This window comes from Caballeronia sp. LZ034LL, assembly GCF_031451215.1.
GTDB lineage: Bacteria > Pseudomonadota > Gammaproteobacteria > Burkholderiales > Burkholderiaceae > Caballeronia.
The window spans coordinates 1382072-1402810 of record NZ_JARUXR010000002.1 but is presented as its reverse complement, the minus strand read 5'-3'; the positions used below and the strand labels follow the sequence as shown (position 1 = coordinate 1402810).

At 59.0% G+C, this 20739-nt stretch carries 13 protein-coding genes; 5 read left to right on the top strand and 8 right to left on the bottom strand.

Going from position 1 to position 20739, the window contains the following annotated elements; genetic code table 11:
* Positions 1–98: 98 nt before the first annotated feature.
* Positions 99–1244 carry a glycosyltransferase gene (locus tag QCE83_RS20910; RefSeq protein ID WP_309815536.1) on the top strand — a complete coding sequence of 382 codons (1146 nt, stop codon included), beginning with the start codon at positions 99–101 and terminating at the stop codon, positions 1242–1244.
* A 29-nt stretch (positions 1245–1273) separates the two neighbouring features.
* On the opposite strand, the gene QCE83_RS20905 is transcribed toward QCE83_RS20910, so the two are convergent.
* Positions 1274–3019 carry a hypothetical protein gene (locus QCE83_RS20905; protein WP_309815252.1) on the bottom strand — a complete coding sequence of 582 codons (1746 nt, stop codon included), beginning with the start codon at positions 3017–3019 and terminating at the stop codon, positions 1274–1276.
* Positions 3020–3908: 889 nt separating this feature from the next.
* On the opposite strand from QCE83_RS20905, the gene QCE83_RS20900 reads away from it, so the two are divergent.
* The gene (locus tag QCE83_RS20900; RefSeq protein ID WP_309815249.1) at positions 3909–5084 is read left to right on the top strand and encodes a hypothetical protein; all 1176 of its coding nucleotides are present in this window, start codon (positions 3909–3911) and stop codon (positions 5082–5084) included.
* A gap of 567 nt (positions 5085–5651) precedes the next feature.
* Positions 5652–7253 (top strand): hypothetical protein, encoded by a 1602-nt coding sequence (locus QCE83_RS20895; protein ID WP_309815246.1) that lies wholly within the window; start codon positions 5652–5654, stop codon positions 7251–7253.
* A 699-nt stretch (positions 7254–7952) separates the two neighbouring features.
* On the opposite strand, the gene QCE83_RS20890 is transcribed toward QCE83_RS20895, so the two are convergent.
* The 5 genes from QCE83_RS20890 to QCE83_RS20870 all read right to left on the bottom strand — a co-directional run bounded on the left by QCE83_RS20890 (position 7953) and on the right by QCE83_RS20870 (position 14633).
* On the bottom strand, positions 7953–8984 hold the full coding sequence (locus QCE83_RS20890) for a right-handed parallel beta-helix repeat-containing protein (protein ID WP_309815243.1): 1032 nt from the start codon (positions 8982–8984) through the stop codon (positions 7953–7955).
* A gap of 16 nt (positions 8985–9000) precedes the next feature.
* Positions 9001–9738: a DUF2334 domain-containing protein gene (locus tag QCE83_RS20885; protein WP_309815240.1), complete on the bottom strand. Its 738-nt coding sequence runs from the start codon at positions 9736–9738 to the stop codon at positions 9001–9003.
* A gap of 52 nt (positions 9739–9790) precedes the next feature.
* Positions 9791–10984, bottom strand: coding sequence for a glycosyltransferase family 4 protein (locus QCE83_RS20880; RefSeq protein ID WP_309815237.1), 1194 nt, complete (start codon positions 10982–10984; stop codon positions 9791–9793).
* A 79-nt stretch (positions 10985–11063) separates the two neighbouring features.
* A complete protein-coding gene (gene murJ, locus QCE83_RS20875) occupies positions 11064–12428 on the bottom strand; it encodes a lipid II flippase MurJ (protein ID WP_309815235.1) in 1365 nt (454 codons plus the stop codon).
* Positions 12429–12962: 534 nt separating this feature from the next.
* A complete protein-coding gene (locus QCE83_RS20870) occupies positions 12963–14633 on the bottom strand; it encodes a GNAT family N-acetyltransferase (protein ID WP_309815232.1) in 1671 nt (556 codons plus the stop codon).
* Between the two features lie 1010 nt (positions 14634–15643).
* Here QCE83_RS20870 and QCE83_RS20865 point away from each other — a divergent pair.
* Positions 15644–16375 (top strand): Crp/Fnr family transcriptional regulator, encoded by a 732-nt coding sequence (locus QCE83_RS20865; RefSeq protein ID WP_309815229.1) that lies wholly within the window; start codon positions 15644–15646, stop codon positions 16373–16375.
* Positions 16376–16498: 123 nt separating this feature from the next.
* Here the strand turns inward: QCE83_RS20865 and QCE83_RS20860 are convergent, their stop codons facing one another.
* On the bottom strand, positions 16499–17692 hold the full coding sequence (locus QCE83_RS20860) for a GNAT family N-acetyltransferase (RefSeq protein ID WP_309815227.1): 1194 nt from the start codon (positions 17690–17692) through the stop codon (positions 16499–16501).
* Positions 17693–17965: 273 nt separating this feature from the next.
* Complete coding sequence (locus QCE83_RS20855; RefSeq protein ID WP_309815223.1) at positions 17966–19393, bottom strand: MFS transporter; 1428 nt, start codon at positions 19391–19393, stop codon at positions 17966–17968.
* A 290-nt stretch (positions 19394–19683) separates the two neighbouring features.
* Between QCE83_RS20855 and QCE83_RS20850 the strand changes: the two genes are divergently transcribed.
* Positions 19684–20718 (top strand): alpha/beta hydrolase, encoded by a 1035-nt coding sequence (locus QCE83_RS20850; RefSeq protein WP_309815220.1) that lies wholly within the window; start codon positions 19684–19686, stop codon positions 20716–20718.
* Positions 20719–20739 lie beyond the last annotated feature (21 nt).

The following is a 20739-nucleotide window of genomic DNA, read 5'->3' as shown; positions in this document are numbered from 1 at the left end:
CTTCTTCATCGCAACAGACAGCGCGAGCGTTGCATAAAGCGGCGGAGGAGAGGCACTCGCAAGCCGATTATCCGCGTCAGGAAAGACCGGGGGAACAAGTGGTCCGAATACTTCACGTCATCACTGCTCTTGACGTAGGTGGGGCGGAGTCGATGCTGCAGCGTTTGATCGAATCGCACGACGGCAGTCTGCAGTACCGGCACGCGGTATGTTCACTGACGCAGATTGGCAAGATAGGGGAAAGATTGCGCGCGCGCGGCATAGACGTGCATGTGCTCGGCATGCGCGGGTTTCTGGGCACACCGCGCGCCATGTGGCAGCTGCGCAGACTCATTCTGACTCATCGGCCCGAGATCGTTCAGACCTGGATGTATCACGCGGATCTGCTTGGAGGACTCGCCGCGCGACTCGCGGCGCATCGACGCATCGTCTGGGGCATACGAACGACAGACGTGCGCGCAGGCGGCTCGCGTTCCACGCTGGCGGTTCGAAAGATATGCGCGTGGTTGTCCTCAAGCGTACCGCTCACCATAGTATGTGCCGCCGACGCATCGCGACGCTTACATGTCGGCGCTGGCTATGATGCGAGCCGCATGCTGGTCGTCCCCAATGGGTTCGATATCGCGAATCTCATTGCATCCGACGTTCAACGGAGTGCGTTTCGAAAGGAATGTGGATTCGCAGATGGCGATGTGGTGATCGGTACCGTAGGCCGATTTCATCCCGTCAAGGATCTGCGCAATTTCGTCAGAAGTGCAGCGATCGTCGCTCGCTCCATTCCGAATGCGCGCTTTCTTCTGGTGGGGCGCGGTCTCGAGCCTAATAATCCCGAGTTGATGAGCTGGATCGACGATACTGGCGAGACGAGCCGCTTCGTCCTTTTGGGCGAGCGACTGGACGTGCCCATTTGTTTGTCCGCCATGGATGTCTTTTGTCTCTCATCGCGCACGGAAGGATTTCCGAATGTGGTGGGCGAAGCGATGGCGATGGGCGTTCCATGCGTGGTGACCGACGTCGGCGACGCGGCGCTGCTGGTCGCACAAACCGGGATTGTGGTGCCGAGCGAAGATTCCGCTTCGCTCGCGGACGGTTTAGCGCGATTTGCCGCGCTCGCGCCGCAAGCCCGGTCCGACATCGGGCAACTCGCGAAGGCTCGCATTCATGCCGAATATACGATGGAGCGGGCCCGTGAGCGTTTTGAGGAGCTTTATCAGCGACTTCTCCTGGAAGGACATTCGCGATGAGACTTCCGACGATATCCGTAAAGCACCAATCAATCAGCCTTCCTGTCGCGTAATTTCATCGCATCGATAACCGTCATCGTGCCGGTGTGATTGAACGTATGAACTCGCTCGATGCTGTCGTCCCAGTTCGCGTCGATGCGGCTTACAGGTGTCTCGTGATAGTGGTCTTCGTCGATCTGGTCGATTCGCTGGAACACGACCGCGCGCCCATAACGTCCGCTGCAATCCTGAGCAGGTCGATACCAGTGACCATCGCGTTCGAAGATATTGCCCGCGGGACGAGCGGACCGCACATCGGAAACGATCGGATTACACGGATGGGGACGCCATTCATCGCTGAGCACGCTGTTTGACGAGAAGAGGAACAGCTCGTCGCACATGGAGGTATTTTCGTTTTCGCGCATGCAGGTGAAGAGCCAGATCTTTCCATCATGCCGCCAGAGCGTGGTATCGACTGTCATGACGTCTTCCATGATGTTCTTCACGAACTCCCATTGGTCAGGAAAACGAACGCACCGATGCAATTGAATCGTCTTGTCTTCGTTCGTCTCCGGAATCATGTAAAGTTCGCCATCCTCCTCGAATAGAAACGGGTACGAGAGGTGATACGGCCGCTCCATGATCTTTATCGGGGGGAGCACGGGCTGTTGATTCGCATCGAAGCGGATGACAGCCAGATGGCCGACGTTTCGCTTGTATTCGAGCTCCTCTATGAAGACCGCATACTCGCCGTTTCTCGCGACGGCGAAAGGGTCTGCCCAGAAGCGGTCCTTCGGCGGCAGCAATTCACGGAACTCGGAAAGCATCGGGACCGCGGTTTCAAGGGTGCCGATGCGATAGAGCACTATCCATTGTTCCAACATCTTTCGCATGAGCATCTTGCGTGCCGCAGCGCGACGGAAGAGATCCGCAATCAGACTGACGTCCGCGAGGTACGATCTTTTCGATGGCCCGTCCGCTACGGTGCCGTGCGGATATCGCTTTCCGGAGATATCGTCATCGATATGCTGCAACTCACGTAGCGCTCGTGGCACGAACGATAAAGCCTTCCAGCAGGCGTTATTTCGCGTTCGTTGTACGGAAAATGGATACGTCACCGACCAGGAGCGTTGCAACGTATGATAGCGGCCGTCTTGTGTCACGCACTGTAAGGCGGACATCGTCTCGGGCACTTCCATAAGCACGCTCGACACGGCGGACCGACAGTCGTCCAGATAAAACCAGATGCCGTTTTTGGTAGTAGCAGCGAATTCTTCGCCTACCCGCAATGGGCACAGGAGCAGAAAAACCGAGATATCGTGCGTTGCGATCTTCGCCACGTCCGCTGGATCGAGACAATGTCCGATTCCAGTTTGTCTGAGCGCCACCTCGACCGCAGGAACAGCGCTGAGCCGCGAAGAGAGATTGATCGACCGGAAAGCGTCGTTCGGCACATGGGTAAGCCATTTGTCCAGCTTCAACCACATCGACACGAATAGGTTCTCTCGTGCGAGTTGATTTCTGGAGGCGCCGGCTGTACCCGAAACCTTCACGATGAGTACGAGATCGACGCCATTTAGCGCAAGCACCGACTCCAGCATGCGGGCCAACCACGCGGGCATCACTAAGTCATCAACGATAATGCCGATTCGTAAGGGCTTCATGGGCGCACTGGAATGCGACAACGGTGGATGTGGGCCAGGCGCGCGATTCGCGGCAATTTGACCGAGTAAGTTTTCGGCGGCGGCAACGGCCAATCCTAGTGTTGCGTAGCGCACGTCTCTGTGCGCGAACATACACATTGCCGCTCGCGGGTTTTGAATCGGTCTGTGCAGATTTGAACCCTCAGACACAACGAGGGCCGTTCTTTCCTGCGAATAACTTTTTTGGACTACTTCGGTTACAAACGGAGACTTCTGTCAAGTCGGCTTGACATTCGTGGACCGTCTGATCGAAAGGGTTCCTACTTAAAATGGCGCGAGGCGATGGGCGCTGGTAAGCGTTTTCGTAACCTTCGACAGTCGCGTGTGGACTTCAATGCTTGAGACGACCGTTCGGCGGTTTTCCACTGTTGGGGAAGAACCTGCTCGAACCGCGCGGGGCGACCGATTGCGCCTGTGGTGGCCGCTCGGCCGGACACTGAGGCCGAGCCAGCGAGATTGATTCATATTATGTTTACATCAGCCATGCGAAACGGTCCCGATAAATCTTATCAAAATATAATACGCAAAATTCCGTACGCGAAGTTGGTTGCTCGACTTCGAGAGGTGACGAAATTTATGCATAGCTAACAATTGATCTGCCGCAATTAAAAGTTACTAGCGTACATCCTGTAACAACCGCGCGGTAGAACTTGGCAACCCCATCAGATAATATTATTACCAGACGGTAACATTTTCGTCTTGCTTCGCTGTCCCATCGGACGCTAGCAGAGCCGTCGAGCCATGGGGCGTATGTCTTCTCCCGAAGTATTTCGTTGCTCAATCCCGCAGTTCGTCAGCGTCCGCTGAGAAGCTCCTTCAGGGTTGCCGTGTTCGCACGGCGTTCGAGCGCTCAACAACGCAAACGTTTGCGGGTTGATCCGTATCGACCGGACATCACTCCGCTTTCAAACCCCGCGCGCGCGGCCGCTGCGGCAGGGCCGGACTCGTCCTGAGAAAACGCGCAACCTACTTAGATAGACTTATGTTTTCGAATACTGAACAAAATGCAGACACGGTCGTCGATAACCGGATTTCCGTGCGTCGCAAAGTGCTGGCTTCGCTACTCGCAGGCGGCGGTGCGCTCGTCCTGGCCGCTTGCGGCGGTGGCGGCAGCGATTCATCCAATCTCGAATCAGTGGCCGAACGCGCCAGACGACGACACGGCGCCGGTTCATCGACTCCGGCAAGCTCGGCTTCTCCAGCTTCATCGGCTAGCTCCACCACTGCGGCTGGGACGCCGTCAGGTAATGACTCCGGCACCAGCACGGCGGGCACTGTCCTCGACACGTCTTTCGGTGTGAAGGGAGACGGGAAGACCAATGACCGTGCGGCTCTTCAGGCAGCTATCGATGGTTCCATCGGGCAAATCCTTCTGATTACGGGTCAAAGCCGCATCGACGCAGGCGGCCTCGACCTGCGCAACAACAGTCATGTTCGCTTTGCGCAGGGCGCCAGCATCAAGCTGCTGCCGTACAAGGAAGAGACCTGCGAGATGATTCGCTTGTTTGACGTAAGCAACGTCACGCTCGAAAGTCCGTATCTCGACGGCAGCAAGGAGTTGAATTCGGCCACCACGGGCGAATGGGGCATGGGCATTTCCATTCAGGGCGCCTCGAATTGCACGATCACGTCTCCGACCACGATCAATTGCTGGGGTGACGGAATCTATATCAATAACAGCTATATCAATCCGACCAGCGGCGTTACCAAGAACATCACCATCAATAATCATCACGCGAGCGGCTGCCGGCGCCAGGGCGTGTCGATCATCAGCGGAGACACCATTACGTTCAATACTCCGCTTTGGGAAAATATCAGCGGCACGATGCCGAGCTGCGGCCTCGATATCGAACCGAACGATAACAACGCCGTTCTCAAGAACATCAATATCGTCAATCCGACGACTAAGAATTGCGCGGGTGGTGGGATTCAGATCTTTATGTACAACATGCCCGGACCGGTCAGCAAGACCATCAGCATTGCGATTTCCGGACATACCGACACGACAAGCCCGGTCGGCTCATTCGTCGTCGAAGAACTGTTCCTCGAAGGCCATGTGGTAAATGGTTCGATTACCAGCACGAATCCGACGTGGAAATATCCGCTCAAGCTCCAGAACTGGGATAAGGGGGGCCGACCGTCACGGCCACTGGCGTGAAGATGGCCTGAACGTAGTCATTGAAAGAAATGCCATACTGCTGTATGGCATTTCTTTCCATTAAAAAGCCTTACGCGGATCTGACGTTCGACCGACGCCTCGATCAGGCGCGGGCCCGATGTGGGCAAACCTCCTGCCACGCTTGCGGGATAAAAGTTGAGTAGTCGTCCGCACATACTCTCGTCGACAGTTCGCCTACGCTACGAAGAATTTTAGCTTTCCAGAACGATTTTGACCCAGCAGGGGAACCAAAAGTCGTATGGTATCAAGGCCGAACTTCCTCTATCCGAGCGCTCGATCCGAATCGCCCTAACCGTCTCGACGATACCAGGTCTTCTAAGAATGCTTCCTGGCACCCGACTATCGCATCTGCGCACTCATGCAGCCTGACAGGCTTGCGAGGGAAGCCACACAGAACCGTTTTAAGCAAGCGATCGCTGGAGCCGGTGCCTTTCCTGAGCAATAGAATCAAAACATCGCGAACGGAGTTGCATACCGGACGCAAAGGATTGCGGAGCTTGCTTCTCATCTTTCGAAGCCTATCATCTAACAAGAGGTAAGCGAGAAATGAAGATTGACGTCGCCCTCATTGTCGACGATTGCCGGATAGCTTTATGGCAGAAGCAAGCTCTCGAATATGTTGCAGATTTGATCAATGTACGGGTCATACTTTCCTGCACGAACACTCGGTCGAAGAAAAGAAACGTAGACAATCTTGCCTATTACGTTCTGAAACGCTTCACGCTGGAGAACTCGCTCTCGGCAAAAGTCCCAGTCGATACAAAGAATATCGAAGTTGTAAGCTTTGATTCCGAATACGACGGAGCCTGGCAGCGCATTCCAGATTGCGTATCCGAGACGCTTTTAAATAAAGACATCAAGGTAATAATCAAGTTCGGCATGAATTTGCTGAGGATAGAGAACAACCTGCTGAAACTCGACATATTGTCTTTTCATCACGGCGATCCCTCGGAGGACCGTGGAAGACCTGCTGGATTTTACGAGCTGCTTCACAAGCGCGAGAGGGTGGGAACCGTCGTCCAAAGACTGTCCAACGAGCTCGACAGTGGGGACGTTCTGGCATTGGGCTATTCGAAGGCGTTTCATCATTCGTACAGGAAGACAGCGCTTAATTTCTACGCGAACTCAAAATATCTGCTTCGCAACGCGCTGATCAACTACTCGAACGGGCGCACGGTAGATATCGCTACTGACGGACGGAGCTTTACGTTACCCACGAACGCGCTGGTCGCGCGCTTCGTCATGGCGCTTGCCTATAGAAGTTTGTGCAGAGCACTTTATGGGATGTTCTACGAGAAGCGATGGAACGTCGTGAAGTTCAACCTCCCGGGATCCCCGGTTCCGAACGTGCTTCGGGTGAGCGACGGCTTCGTCCCGAAGATTGCTCCTGGCTACGATTTCTATGCCGATCCGTTTTTCAGCGCTTCGGGAGACAGGGTGCGGGTCGAGGCGCTGGACCGGACGACCGGGCTCGGCGACATTATCGAACTGGATGCTCAACACCTGTCCAAAACCTCCAACCTTCTAAAAGGAAAACATTATTCGTTTCCGATATCGTTTGCCGAATTCTCGAAGGAATATCTCCTGCCCGAAGTAGCATCACATTCGTCGCCGTATCTCATGCAGCGCCCGTTTGACGACGAGGGAAAGCGATTGCTGCTGCGCGGACTGGAGACAAGAAGGATTGTGGATGGTGTCCTCTTCATCAAGGATGACACTTACTACTTTTTTGCAAGCGACAAGAAGTCGTCCGCGGACTGCTTGTTTCTATTTTTCAGTGACTCGCTCGAAGGAGTATTTCATCCGCATCCCCGAAATCCAATCGTGGTCGATCCGACGCGAGCCAGAATGGGTGGGCAAATCCTGTCCATGGATAACAAGATTTACCGCGTGGGCCAGAATAACTCTTACGGCTACGGCAATGGGCTGACGCTTGGTGAAATCGTCTCGATCTCAAGAGAGTTGTACGAGGAACGGGTGGTCGGCACAATCAGATATGAGGATGCCTCGGGGCCTCACACGCTCGACATACATGGAGACTCGGCAATCCTGGATTTCTATCACGAAAAATTTTCTTTGACGGCGGGATGGAAGCGGCTGGTTGCGCGCATTCTGCGGGGCCGCTGGGAAGCCGATCAAGCGCCGTAAGCGCGGAATTGCCCGCGAGAGGAGGCAAGGCATCGCAAGGACTGGCCAGTCAGAGCCTCTCTGTCCGAGCGTCTCGCCGCGGTGATGTCTGCAGTCCCTTCAAGGACGAATCTGCTCGGTCGTTGAAAGTTTGCTTCGGATCGTGAGCCTGACGGTCTCGTCGGCGGCGGGGAAAGAACACGTCCGAGACGGCAATCAGTCCAAGGACGACCGCCAGGCATAACACCGCTCCGCCAATTATTTCGAGTAGATTCATAAGTTCTCCAATCAGCGCTCCCGATAAAGCGCCACGGCCGAAAAAGGCTACGTGGACGCTTTCAATGCTAGTCAAACATAAATGCGCATGCACAAAGGTTGCCAGCCCACGGCCGAAGTCTTCCCGCCCGCCAGGAACATGCCGTCGACGATGGATCGCAGCGCGCATGGCGAGGTGTAGTAAAAACGAAGCAGAGGATAGCAGAAACTATCTTCTGCACATTAATAGTCTGCCGGTATGGCTGGAGGCAATGTATTGGGGCGCACGAAAACCGTCATCCAAGCGGTGCGCGACTAACTAATGGCGCTTTGCGGGCCTTGGTGATGCGAGGTGTCGACCGATGCGTGTCGTGAGAGACGTGGCGCAACGTGCCACGCGAATGGTGGGCGCCACCGGGCTAGCCAAGCAGCGAAGCGGATCTCGCGCATTCTTACGACGAAAACTCAGCGAATGATCGTCGAATCCGATACGTCCACGCGCGGACCGGCACTGTCCCAGTCGCTGTTGACGAAAGCATGGCGTTTGGGATGCACCCAGGTAGGCCGACGACTCGAGATGGATCCGGTTACGACGCGTCCTTCGGTCTTGAGCCTCGACACGCTGAAAGCCGCGTCCCGGCTGCCTTCGTCGTGGTGTCCTTCTATCGAGATGGTCACGTGCTTGTCTTGAACTCCCGGCAGCGCCGCGAGCCACACGAGAATACCGATTTGGCAGTCGCGCGTGACCGGATCGACGATGCGGATATTTTCAAGTACGTCCGTGTTGAAATTCGGCTCGATATCGAGGCCGGCGGCGGGCGGCGTGCCGGCAATGTTCTCCCACACCGGATGATCAAACAGGACGTTTTTCCCGCTGATGATCGAGGTTCCTTGCCGGCGGCATCCGCTGGCGTAATGGTTCATGATCCTGAGATCGCTCGAATAAGGCAGTCCGCCGTGAAAGCTGTTGCTGATATAGATGCCGTCACCCCAGCAATCTATCGTATAGGGTGAAAGTATGGTCACGTCACTGCTGCCCGCGATCGAGATGCCCATCCCCCACTCACCGCCCTTTGCGCTGTTGAGATCCTTGCTTCCATCCAGGCGCGGACGTTCGACCACCACATGCTGCACGTCCCAGATCCGGAGAATTTCGTAATTCGTTTCGCGATGGGGGAGCAGCTTGATCGACGCGCCATCCACGAAGCGCACATGACTTCGACTTCTCAGATGCACGCCGGCGGCGTCGATACGGGACGGCCCGGTAATGACGAGGGTCTTGCCGACTGAACTATCGACGGCCTTCTGCAGCGCTTCACGGTCGTTCGCCTTGCCGTCGGCGCGCACGCCGAACCATCTGTCGACCACTTCGTCTGCACTGTCCTGGGAGCGGGACTGCGCAGTGGCTGCCTCGACGGGCCGCAAGCCGGCCGCGCCCGCCATCGCGCTCCACGCCAATGCTCGCAACCTCTTCAACGCTGTTCGACGTCCGTTCATCGGTGCTCGCCCTCCATCACCGACGCAGCATGCGGGCCAGGCGTAGCGGGGACGACGTGAGCAGGCGCATCGCCAGTGCGACGCCCGGCAGCGCACTGCCCACGCGGGTGCCTTCTTCGAAGGAAATGAAGCGGCTTCGGTTGCGCCTGACGAAGTCGATCGTCCTGGCAATCTGTTCGTCGCCGAGCGTGTTGACATGCAGGCAAATTGAATAGACGCCGAAGCCGAAGTGCAGCGGCGATGCGAACAATTGCGGAACTGCGGTCAGGTTGCCGAAGCGGTATGGGAAGACGCCATAACCATCGGTCAGATAGCGAAAGTCGAGAGCCGCCAAAGCACGCAGCGTATTTTCGTCGAATGAATGCGACGGCGCCATGAACACGGGCTGCCATACGTCATGCCCGACCATGATGCGTTTGCCTGCCTCGAGCTTGGAGAATTGCTCGTCGTAGGAAAGACCCGCGAGCTCGGATTGCCGGCCGATGCGGAGAATTCCCGGATCGCGCGTCACGTATTGATGCGTGTAGCCATGTTGCGCGATGGTCCAGCCTCGCAAGGCCCAGCCGCGAATCAATTCCCAGAAGGCGTCGTTGGCGGGCTCGACGCACAGGCTGGCGTCGAGGGAGTTGGGCACGACGCCGACGAGCAGCGGCAAATCGAGCTCGGCGGAAAGGTCGTCAAAGGCCCTGAACTTCGACCACGCCATTTGCGGCGTGATGTCGTCGAAGCGGAGGATGAACTTGGTGGAGGACATGTTCGATCGATCAAGTATCAGGTTGCGGGCCGGACCATTTCCGCCCGAAAATTCAGGCCCGACCATCCGGCTCGGCTGCCGCGTCGTCCGCGAAGCCCATCTGCGCTGCGAGCAATTCGTTATAAACGAGCAGCGTCTTGTTGATCACGATGTTTTCGTCGAACTCGCTCAGGGCGCGTGCTCGCGCGGCATTGCCGAGCTTGCGACATAGCGCGCGATCGTCGTCGAGCAAGCGGATGGCATCGGTCAGTGCCACGCTGTCGCGCACCGGCACGCGCAAACCGTCCTCGCCGTTTTTGCTCACCACTTCGCGGCAGCCCGGTACGTCAGTGGTGACGAGCGGCAACGCGCATGCGGCAGCCTCGATCAGCGTCTTCGGCAAACCTTCGCGATAGCTCGGCAAGACAACGACATCGACTTCCGAGAGCAGCGCCGGCATGTCCCAGACGTGGCCGCGCCATTCGACGAGACCCTCTTTCACCCATCCTTCGACGGTCTGCTTCGGTACGGACGTGGGATTGCCCTCGTCGGGCGAACCAGCAAGAATGAATTTGATCGTCCGGCCTTCGCCTGCCAGCGTGCGGACAGCCGCTATGTATTCCGCGAGACCCTTGTCCCAGAGCAGGCGCGCCGCGAGCAAGACGCGCAGCGGCTCGTTCGAGGTCGTATCGCTTCGGGTGCGCGCGTTGAACCTGGAGCAATCGACACCGGAGCCCTTGATGAGCCGGATGGCGCTGTCGCTGACGATGTTGGCCTCCTTGAAGAGCGTCGCATCGTCCGGATTCTGCAGAATCAACGCGCTGCCGTTGCCGTTGAGTGCGAGGCGCATCAACTGCCGCACGACCGGCTTGAGTACGCGCGCCTTCCTGTCGCGGCTGGTGAACACGTAGCCCATTCCCGCTACCGCGTTGATGCGCGCGGGCACGCCCGCGAGTTTGCTTGCCACCGACCCGTACACGGCGCTCTTGATGGTGAAGGCATGCAACAGCGCAGGCTTCTCTTTCTGCAGGAAGCGTACGAGCCAGGCGAGCAAAGTCAGTTCGCGCAACGGGTTCAGGCTGCGGCGCTGCATCGGTATGGCCTGCCAGCGAAACCCGAGTGCCTGCAGCTTGCCGCCGCAGTCGCCGGGTGGCGACAGCAGCACGACCTCGTAGCCGTCCTGTCTGAGCCGCTCGGCCAGCGAGCGCCGAAAATTGTAGAGATACCAGTCCGTATTCGCGAACAGCACGACTTTACGTCCGTTCATGGTCCGGCTCCTGTGCGCAAAATGTTCCTGGCGATCCCGCTCCGATCGGCTCGGAGAGAAGGAAACAGCGGCGCGCCCCTCATGACGCACCCGCATTCCCGCTGGCTGGCCGCGTGGAAAGCGTGAGATACAGATAAGAGGCGTAAGAGCAGACGCACATCAAGGTAGTGGCAAGCATCACGCCGGAAATGCCGAGCCAGCGGATAAAGATCAGATTGCCGCCGGCCTTGACGATGAAATTCAGCGCAGCGACCCAGGCCATGGCCCTGAATCGGCCCTCGCTCGCGAGCAACTGCACCAGCACCAGCACGCCGAAATAACACGGAATCTGCAAGAGCCCCCAGCGGAACAGGCCGGCTACCGCCTGCGTGTCGGCGGCGGTGAAGGCACCGCGCTGAAACAGCAACGCCACCCCGATCGGTGCAAGCGCCCAGGCCACCACGACCACGCCGACACCGATGACCGTCATGACCATCGACCACTTGAGCGCGATGGTGCGGGCGCGCGCGTGATCGCCCTTGCTCAGCATCTCTGACAGCACCGGCAGCGTCGCACGGCTGATCGCCACGGCGCCCATGCCGACAAGGAGCGCGATGATGCGGTTGGCGTAGCCAAGCGTCGCGATCCCGCCGTCCCCCAGACCCGCGACAAAGTACTGATCCAGCGGCGTATCGAGGGCCATGATGAACTGCCCGATCATGAACACGCCCACGGCGCGACCCATCCTGGGCCATTGGGGCGACGTGAAACCCAGGCGATAGTGCGGACGGATGCCGTCTGCCTTCCTCGACAGCATCATCAGCAGGAGAGCCTGTACGAAGAACCCGGCCGTCGAGCCGATTACCAGCGGAAGAGACATCCGGTCGGTTTGCCAGCCGAGCACAAGGCACAAGGTGCATATGGCGGGCACCGATTCCAGGAATGTGTTCACATGCCGTTCGCGCGCCTGCAAGCGCGCTGCATGTATACAGACGGTCAACGTCAGAATGCCGATCGGCCACATCCAGAACATCATCTGGCGAGACAGTGCCCTCGTCTCTTCGGAGAGGTTCCGGCCGATCAGCTTCAGCGCAAGAGGCCACGCGAAGTACAGGAGCGCGGCAAGGGCTGCGCCGACAACGAGCGCCATCACGTCGAGCTCGCCCAGGAAGCGTGCGCGCTCTTCCTTGTGCTTCATATGCATGCCGACGAGCGTGGGAATGAGCACGACGCTCAACACGGTGACGAGCACGGTGGGCAACCATGAGATCGCGGTAAACGACAGCTGGTAGGCATCCACGATGTTGCTGATGCCGTAGCGGTAGGCGATCGCCATTTCCTTGAACGCACCTGCGCACTTGGCGAGGAGCGCGAAGGCCGACACCCACATCGCACTTCTCGCAATGCGTAAGTGATCCGGGTGAATGCTCAGCAGACGGTTACGCCAGCTCGCGATTTGCGACATGAATGCCCACCATGGTGGAGAAAAAGACGCGTCGTCGGCGCGACGACCCAGGTCGATCGCCTTGCGGTGAAAAAATCAAGGGGACAAAGCACCGCCAGTGGCGAGTGACGAGAGGTCGCGAAGCATGTTTGATCGATAATCGATCGATTTAGAAGGAACGCATCGAATCATGAATCCATCGAAGAGACTCGTCGCGAATCTTCAGCGGATTGAACAAGGAAATCTGACGCTCGATCCTGCAAACCCGGTACTGGATACAGTTAAAGAATTTCGTCTGCTCGCTGGGTGACACAAAGCTACCGTACTGGACTACAAAACAATGCGCGGTATCGAACATATGCTGTATTCGCCCAGTAGAACGAAGCGTCCCGAAAATATCTGATTAATCGATCAGCAGATTCGGGCAAATACGCCGCCATCGGCCTGACGGGTTGAGAGGCGCGGCGAAAATGGTTTCGAAAATCAGGGGGTTCCCACGCAGGGAAGACGTCAGCAGACCTGTTTAGAAAGGCCCGCTGATCGCCTGGATTTATCTCATTCGCTGGCGGTCAACGTTTTTATACTCGATTTCTGTACGATCGGCACCCTGGGCAGGTCCTCGCCGAAAACCTGCATGTTTCGAAACAGGTCGGTTTCCGGTATGCCAATATTTATATCAGCAGTTTTTGCTACGGCTGTGATCTCGCTACTCCATTTGTCCATGAACATATTGATCATTTTTCCCCGATCTTCATCGGCATGCGCGTAGAAACCGACCAGACGCGCCGTGCCGGCGGGCACGCCGGAATCCGGTAAATCCGCGGAAGCCGTCTTTTCACCCGAGACTATCCAGCAACTTGCTGCCAGACGTTCACTTCGCACCAGGGTATAAACATCCGCGCCTTGATCGATGAAGCGCCATGCTTCGCTCACGAAATCGCGAAGCGACTGCGCGTGCGTCGATTCGTAACGTATGAGATCGGCGATCTTGTTCTTTCCAACGGCTTCCAACCGCTCGTCGTGGTGCGCACAGTCCACCGTGTTGAGTCTGTGCAGGCGAAAGCGGATCTCCGGTGCTCGGGGCGCGGGAGGCGGACTGCTGGAGACCGGCGCATCGTCCGGCTTCCTGCGCAGCGACGACGCAAGAGCCTGTGCAGGATTCTTGACCGCAACTCTCACCAGCCTTTTTACCGCTCTCTGGGCCAGCTCACGCGTCGGCTTCGACTCAATGGCGGATCTGAGACTCGGAATGAAATAGAGCGTCAGCGTTTTTTCATGCGCGGTCGCCAGCTGTTCCTTGTATTTGGACCCGCCTGGCGTGAGGTCGAAGACGCGCTGCTCCTGGATCAGCCTCTTTGCCAGCATCAGCATGTGCAGCATTGCAGGACTATGACGCGAGTAAAACGGGGAATAACCCATCGAGAGAAGGTGCAGGTATCCGTTTCCCTGAAGGCCGAGGAACCAGGCAACGATGGCTTCGTCTACCTTCAGCACGGACATATGCAGCGCGTCCGAATTTTTCGCCACGCCGACCCAGAGTCTTTTGAGATCGGCGTCCCTCAGAAACGGACTGGAGTCGTACTGCTCGATCTGACGAAACTCGTACAACGGCCACGCGCGCTCGAAGATTTCGGCGAATTCGTCGCGTTCGATCGTTACGAACGAGACGGCTCCGAGCTTTTTGAGCCGGTTGAGTTTGACCTGTTTCGATTTCAGCGACTGATCGACGCGCTGTTGTGCATCCAGACCTATCAAAGGTCGGGAAGACGGCCGAAAAAAGCAGATACCCTTCAGCCAGCTCGACTGTTCGATGACTTCCAGCCGCACCCGCGGAGGAACGTATTTCAGCATTAATACTTTTCGCGGCCACTTTTCTCTGAGCACACTAAAAGCTTCGGAGACAAATGCGTCATTAGCGTCTTCGTGCGCGAGCCAGACCTGATATTCGGCGTAGATATCGCCGGCGTAGACGAGTTGTCCAGTCGATCGATTGATGGCCAGCGTGAGAAGTCCGCAGAGTTGGCCCGCGGTCGTGCTCTTGCTTAAAATAACAGGGATGAATCGTTCGCGATACGTTTCATACCAGACCTTGACAAAGTCCGGGGATTGAAACACGGTGCCCCAAGGGCACCTCTCACTCAAGTCGCGCCATTGATGTAAAAAAGCAGGCTCTGAGATCAGATTGAAAGCATTTTCATTGCTGGAAATGGCGATCGTTCTTTTCATGATTAAAATCGTTCCCGATATCGGTTGGGCCTGACGCGAACCAGTTCAATCAGCTTATAGTATTATTAAATATGACGGGAGTTTATTGGCACGGAAAATATAAATCACAATTTTCCGCGTGTCTAATAAGGGTTAACAATATATCGATTTAATCGCCCGGACGTTTTTTTGTAGTCGTTCCGACACATTCAGACGTCGCACTGCTCCGTTCTCATTAGATCAATCAGCACTTTCAGTCGAGAGGTGCGGAGACCGGCCGGTCATCCCGAAGCGCTCCCATTCATGTACAACGGCGCGGATTTCTCCACGCCGCCCAAGTCATCAACAACCCGAGCCATCCGCCGAGCGCGAGCGGGTCCTTCATCCCGAATCGCCCGAAATGGCAGTTCGTGTACGCGATGCAACATTTTTTGACGAACCTTGCGTTCGGTGTGAGCGTCCGATGGTTCCGTGCATGAAACGCCGTCGAATGAGCCCGAGGCCCGTCCCAGAAGGCTCCCGCAATGCACCACGCTCCCGTGATCAAGACGAGGCCGTCAAACCCTATCCACGAATGCAACGTTTTTCGCAAAACGCTTGTTACGTCGTGAAAGGGGCTCTGGCAATCGCAATCGAGCTAAGCGGCAAATCTTGCCGGTGCCTTGATCCACCGCCTGACGGGCCATTCAGCAGACGAAAACGTTAGCGCGTTTGAGGGGTCTCTGCGCTTACGGTATGAACGTCACTGTTCACGTCTGAATCATTTTTGTTCGGCGCCCGTCCGCGCATTCGGGCGTCGGGACGCAAACACACACAGATCCCATACAGAACGTGGCCTGGCACACCTCTCGCTTATGTATGACCAAGCACGAAGGCCGCCGCGATCCAAAACCACAACAAGCAGCGGCGGCCCAGTGCAACGGGGCTGGTCACAGCGGCTTCGACGATCGACACAGAATTGATCGCGAAGCCGCTGGGGGCCAGAAAAAAATCAGGCGCAAAGAAGCGCACAGAGAAAAGAGCATAAGAACATGTTGACACTTCAATCGGATCTGCACGGCAATCACCTGTTGGGCGCGCTTCCGGCGCAAGAATGGCAGGCCATCGCGCCGCATCTCGAACTCGTCCAGTTGCGCACCGAGCAACTGCTCTGCGATTCGGGCCAGCGCATTCATCACGTGTATTTCCCGACGACGGCAATCATCTCGCTGCTCCACACGATGGAAGACGGCGGTTCGGTCGAAGTCGCGGCAGTCGGACGCGAAGGCATGTCCGGCGTGCCGGTCCTGACCGGCGGCGACACGATGCCGACGCGCGTGCAGGTCCAGTGCTCCGGCTTCGCGTATCGCATGAGCGCGGGCGCCTTGCGCGAGCACTTCGGCCGCTCCGACTTCCTGCGCCGCGTGATGCTGCTCTATATGCAAGCCCTCCTGACGCAAGTTGCACAGACGGCTGCGTGCAATCGTCATCACTCGCTGTCGAAGCAACTGTGCCGCTGGCTCCTGATCCAGACGGACCGCACCCCGTCGGACCAGCTGCGCGTGACGCAACAGATGATCGCGGACATGCTCGGCGTGCGTCGCGAAGGCGTGACCGAAGCCGCCGGCAAGCTGCATGACGCAGGCCTGATTCATCACAGCCGCGGCTGCATCAAGGTGCTGGACCGCGCGGGCTTGGAAGAGCGTGCGTGCGAATGCTACGGCATCGTCAAGCGCGAATTCGACCGGATGCTGCCGCGTCGTCAGGTCGAAGCGCTGGTGTAAGCATGAGAGACCGTGACGGAGCGGCGCAGGCCGCTCGCGTCATCGGTGGATGAGTGTCGTCGAGCAAAGAAGACGGCAAAGAAGCAAGCAAGGAAGCACGCCAACCGGCGAGCGCCCCCCAGTTCACTTCCCGAGATTTTCCATCGTCGCCGCGCCGTCGGGCCGATCGCCCGAGCGTGCCGTTGCGCCGCGCGAAGCGGGCATGCCGCCCTTGAACCACAGATACAGGTCGCGCAGCGCTCGCACGATGCCGTGGCCGATCACGCCCCACGCTGAGTTGCCGATCTGCATCGACCACGCATAGCTGCGGTTGCCGCGGCCCCAGTAGGTCTTGAAGCGCTCCGAACCGACGCCGAAGTCGATGTCGTAGTGCTGCTCCAGCGCCCACTTCACCGCGTGTTCCCACGCCACCGCGCCGGCGCCGAACTTGCCGTAGGCCGGATCGAAACTGGCGATCACCGCGTTGGCGAGCGGATTGCCGTGACTCATGATGGATACCGCAATCGGCTGGTTGCCGAGCATGACGGCAATCAGACGCGCAGGCGGTTCGCCCGCGGGAAAGCCGCCGGGCTGGGTCAGCGTCGCCATCAGGTAGGTCTGGTAATGCGATGAGAACAGCCAGACGCCCTGCTTGCCGGTGCGCTCGCCCCACTGACGCTTCCACGCGAGCATCGCGCGCACGCATTGATCGATCGTGCTTACATCCGACGGCTCGATCATCCGCACGCGCAAGTCGCCTTCCTTCGCGAGACGCCGTTCCAGCTGCCCCGGCTTCTTGCCGTTCATCGTGCCGAGCGATCGGCAGTACGTGGCCCAGTCGGTTTCGTCGCGCAGCTGCGCGACCCATGACTCGTGGCGCGAACGCCCCAGCACGTGCCGCTCGCGCAGCGCGATGCGATGCAGTTCGGAACCCTCGTTCACATACGGCAGATGCACGAAGTCCGCCTTGCATTTCGCGCAGGCGAGACGCCACGCCGCTTCGATCATGCCCGCCGCGCGCGGTCCGTCTTCGACGAGAACGCTGGTGTAATCGGCGGCATCCGGGCTGAGCGGCAGCAGATAGGTCCAGAGAAAGCGCCGCCACGAAACGAGCGGCCAGACGAGCCGCAGTTCGCCGTTCTCGCGCAGCACGATGCAATGCAGTTTTCTTCCCTGAGCAGCGGCGACGTGCCGCCAGGCGAGCAGGCAGATGTCGAAGCGCTGGAAATACCGTCCGTTTGCCTTGAGCCAGAGCGCATTCCACTCGCGTTCGAGCGCGAGGAAGCCCTGTTCGTCGCAAACCACTTCAAGTCGTGTTTGGTCGTGATGGTCGTTCATTGAATCCCCGAGACCCGATGCGCCGGCGCGACTGCGCCCGTCACGGATGCTCCGGCGGCGAACGTCTCTTTTGCGCCCTTTCCGCCAGTTCATGCCTTTTACGAATTTACTCGGGGTGACGGCGACTTGTCGGCCAACTATCAGTGCTTTTCACTCAGAAAGCGAAAGATACTGGCATTTTGTCTTCGGAATAAACGATTTTACGCAATTATTCGTAAGCTTTTGTTTTTCTCTGCGTAATGCATTGGTAAAGCGCGGCGCGCTTGCCGCCCGTCAGGCGCCGGCATGTGCGCTGCGCAGATGAATGCCGAGCGCGCGCCGTGCGCTCAACGCGAGCAACACGCAGGACAGCGCGTTGAAGAGAAACAGACCGCTCGGTCCGACGACCGTCATCAGCGACGACGCCAGCGCCGGGCCCGCCATGCCGCCGAACGAGAACAGCGCGAGCAGCGTCGCGGAAATGGCCACGCGATGATGCGGCTCGGTCCGGTCCTGCACGTGCGACACGATCAGGCCGTACTGCGTGAAGGTGACCGCCACATAGGCGAGCGTCGCGCACCAGGTGACCACGCGCACGTCGATGCAGAACAGCACGAGACTCAGCGTCGCCGAGATCGATGCCGTGATGTACACCAGCCGGCGCCGGTCGAAGCGATCGGAGAGGCGGCCCATCGGCCATTGCGGCACGAGCGCGCCGATCAGAGCGACGCCCATGAAGGTCGCGAGCTCGCTCGTCGAGAAGCCGGCGCGCTGGAGGTAGACCGGCATCATCGCGTAGAAGGCGCTGTAGATGAAACCCGCGAGCACGCAGCCCGGCACGGCGAGCGGCGCGGCGGCCATCATGTCGCGCACGCTTTCGCGCCAGGTGCGCGCCGGTACGCGGTGCAGGGATTCGTCGGCGACCTTGACGGGCCAGCCTTCGAGCAGCGTCACCGGCATCACGGCCGCCGCGAACAGGGCGGCCGCGATCGAGAATTGCTGGCCGCCCATGCCCGCGCCGAAGTTCAGCAGGAACTGCCCGCTGCCCACCGCGAGATAGTTGATGGCCGCATACGTGCCGAAGACCTGGCCGCGCTTTTCGTTCTCGACCGTGCCGTTGAGCCAGCTTTCGATCGACACGTACAGGCCCATGAAGGCGAAGCCGGTCAGCAGGCGCACGAGGGCGAGCGTCCACGGCGATTGCGCGGCGCCGAACGCGAGCGCGAGTATCGACGCCGCCGCCGAGTACGCGACGAACGTCCGGTGCTGCCCGATGCGGTCGATGAGCCTGCGGTTGACCATCGCGCCGAGGATGAAGCCGGCGTAGTAACACGACTGAACCAGACCGATCACGATGGTCGGATAGCCGGACTGCATGATGCGCAACGGGATCAGCGTCTGGAACAGGCCATTGCCGACGATCAGCAGCGCATAGCTGATGAGCAGTCCCGCGAGCGCGCGATAACTGCTGCCCGCGCCGGGCGGATGCACGTGCGGTGCGGCCTCGGGCGGCGCGGGCGCGGCGGGCGGCGTCTGCCGGCCGAACAGCGCGGCTTCGGTGAGCGGCCCGGTGCGCGTGACGGCGGGCGCTTCCGGTTCCTGGCTCGTGTCGTTCTGTGCTGCGCTTTCTGCTTCGCTTGCTGTCTCTTCCTGTGCTCCGTGCGGCGGCTCTGCGGCATCGCCCGCCGGATCTCGTGCGATTGCGTCTTCAGCTTTTGACATGACACCCTTGAAGTTCGCTATCGGGCGGCCCTTGTCATTGGGTGACCGGACTCGCCCGCGCTGGCTCGCGTTTGCTATTAAGCGCTCAGACAAGAATGGTAACCGGCTCCGCCGCTGTCGATGCCGTCATTTGCTTCTTGTTACCGTGGATGGCTTTCCTGTATCGCACTGTATCCGTCCGATCCGCCGACACAGTGCGTTGCATCCGCCGTCCATCCAGACACACGCCGGATACGTGCGGCGCTTCAAATGATCCCTCGCCGAATGACCCGAACACGAGAGGAAAAATCATGAAGGACCGCATCGATACCCGCCGCCGCCGTCTGCTGGGCACCGCCGTCGCCGGGATTGGCTTGCTTGAAATGGGGCTGAGCGGGCTCGTCGAGGCGGCGGAAGCGCGGAACGCTCCAGCGCCCGCGTTGCCGGAAGCCTTCACGCACCTGAAGCACGTCGCGACCCCGACGCTCAGCATCGCCTACGCCGAAGCGGGGCCGCGCAACGGGCCGGTCGTCATCCTGCTGCACGGCTGGCCGTACGACATCCATAGCTACGCCGAAGTCACGCCGATGCTCACGGCAGCGGGCTATCGGGTCATCGTGCCGTATCTGCGCGGTTATGGCCCGACGCGCTTCCTGTCCGCCGATACCCCGCGCAACGGCCAGCAGGCCGTGCTCGCGCGCGACGTGATCGAGATGATGGATGCGCTTGCGATCGAGCATGCGGTGCTGGGCGGTTTCGACTGGGGCGCGCGCACGGTGAACATCGTCGCGGCGCTGTGGCCGGGGCGCGTCAAGGCGATGGTCTCCGTGAGCGGCTATCTGATCGGCAGCCAGCAGGCGAACCAGGCGCCGCTGCCGCCGCAGGCCGAGCTGTCGTGGTGGTATCAGTTTTATTTCGCGACCGAACGCGGCCGCGCGGGCTACGACGCGAACCGGAACGATTTCAACCGGCTGATCTGGCAGACGGCGTCGCCGCAATGGCACTTCGACGACGCCACCTACGCGCGTTCAGCCGCGGCGTTCGGCAATCCGGATCACGTGGACATTGTGATTCACAACTATCGCTGGCGGCTCGGGCTGGCGCACGGCGAGCCGCAATACGACGCGCTCGAGGCGCAACTGGCAAAGGGGCCGTCGATCGGCGTGCCGGTCATCACGCTGGAAGGCGATGCCAACGGTGCGCCGCATCCCGCGCCGACAGCCTATGCGAAGAAGTTCACGGGGAAGTACGAGCATCGGACCATCGGCGGCGGGATCGGGCATAACCTGCCGCAGGAAGCGCCGCGTGCGTTCGCCGATGCGGTGATCGACGTCGCTCGCATGTAACGGCCGCTGTTGTACCGCTGG

What these genes read in the sequence shown, in the direction of transcription:
- QCE83_RS20905 (WP_309815252.1), bottom strand. Translation starts at nt 3,019, where the DNA reads ATGTTCGCGCACAGAGACGTGCGCTACGCAACACTAGGATTGGCCGTT.
- QCE83_RS20895 (WP_309815246.1), top strand. Translation starts at nt 5,652, where the DNA reads ATGAAGATTGACGTCGCCCTCATTGTCGACGATTGCCGGATAGCTTTA.
- QCE83_RS20865 (WP_309815229.1), top strand. Translation starts at nt 15,644, where the DNA reads ATGTTGACACTTCAATCGGATCTGCACGGCAATCACCTGTTGGGCGCG.
- QCE83_RS20855 (WP_309815223.1), bottom strand. Translation starts at nt 19,393, where the DNA reads ATGTCAAAAGCTGAAGACGCAATCGCACGAGATCCGGCGGGCGATGCC.
- QCE83_RS20890 (WP_309815243.1), bottom strand. Translation starts at nt 8,984, where the DNA reads ATGAACGGACGTCGAACAGCGTTGAAGAGGTTGCGAGCATTGGCGTGG.
- QCE83_RS20860 (WP_309815227.1), bottom strand. Translation starts at nt 17,692, where the DNA reads ATGAACGACCATCACGACCAAACACGACTTGAAGTGGTTTGCGACGAA.
- QCE83_RS20880 (WP_309815237.1), bottom strand. Translation starts at nt 10,984, where the DNA reads ATGAACGGACGTAAAGTCGTGCTGTTCGCGAATACGGACTGGTATCTC.
- QCE83_RS20870 (WP_309815232.1), bottom strand. Translation starts at nt 14,633, where the DNA reads ATGAAAAGAACGATCGCCATTTCCAGCAATGAAAATGCTTTCAATCTG.
- QCE83_RS20900 (WP_309815249.1), top strand. Translation starts at nt 3,909, where the DNA reads ATGTTTTCGAATACTGAACAAAATGCAGACACGGTCGTCGATAACCGG.
- QCE83_RS20885 (WP_309815240.1), bottom strand. Translation starts at nt 9,738, where the DNA reads ATGTCCTCCACCAAGTTCATCCTCCGCTTCGACGACATCACGCCGCAA.
- QCE83_RS20850 (WP_309815220.1), top strand. Translation starts at nt 19,684, where the DNA reads ATGAAGGACCGCATCGATACCCGCCGCCGCCGTCTGCTGGGCACCGCC.
- murJ (WP_309815235.1), bottom strand. Translation starts at nt 12,428, where the DNA reads ATGTCGCAAATCGCGAGCTGGCGTAACCGTCTGCTGAGCATTCACCCG.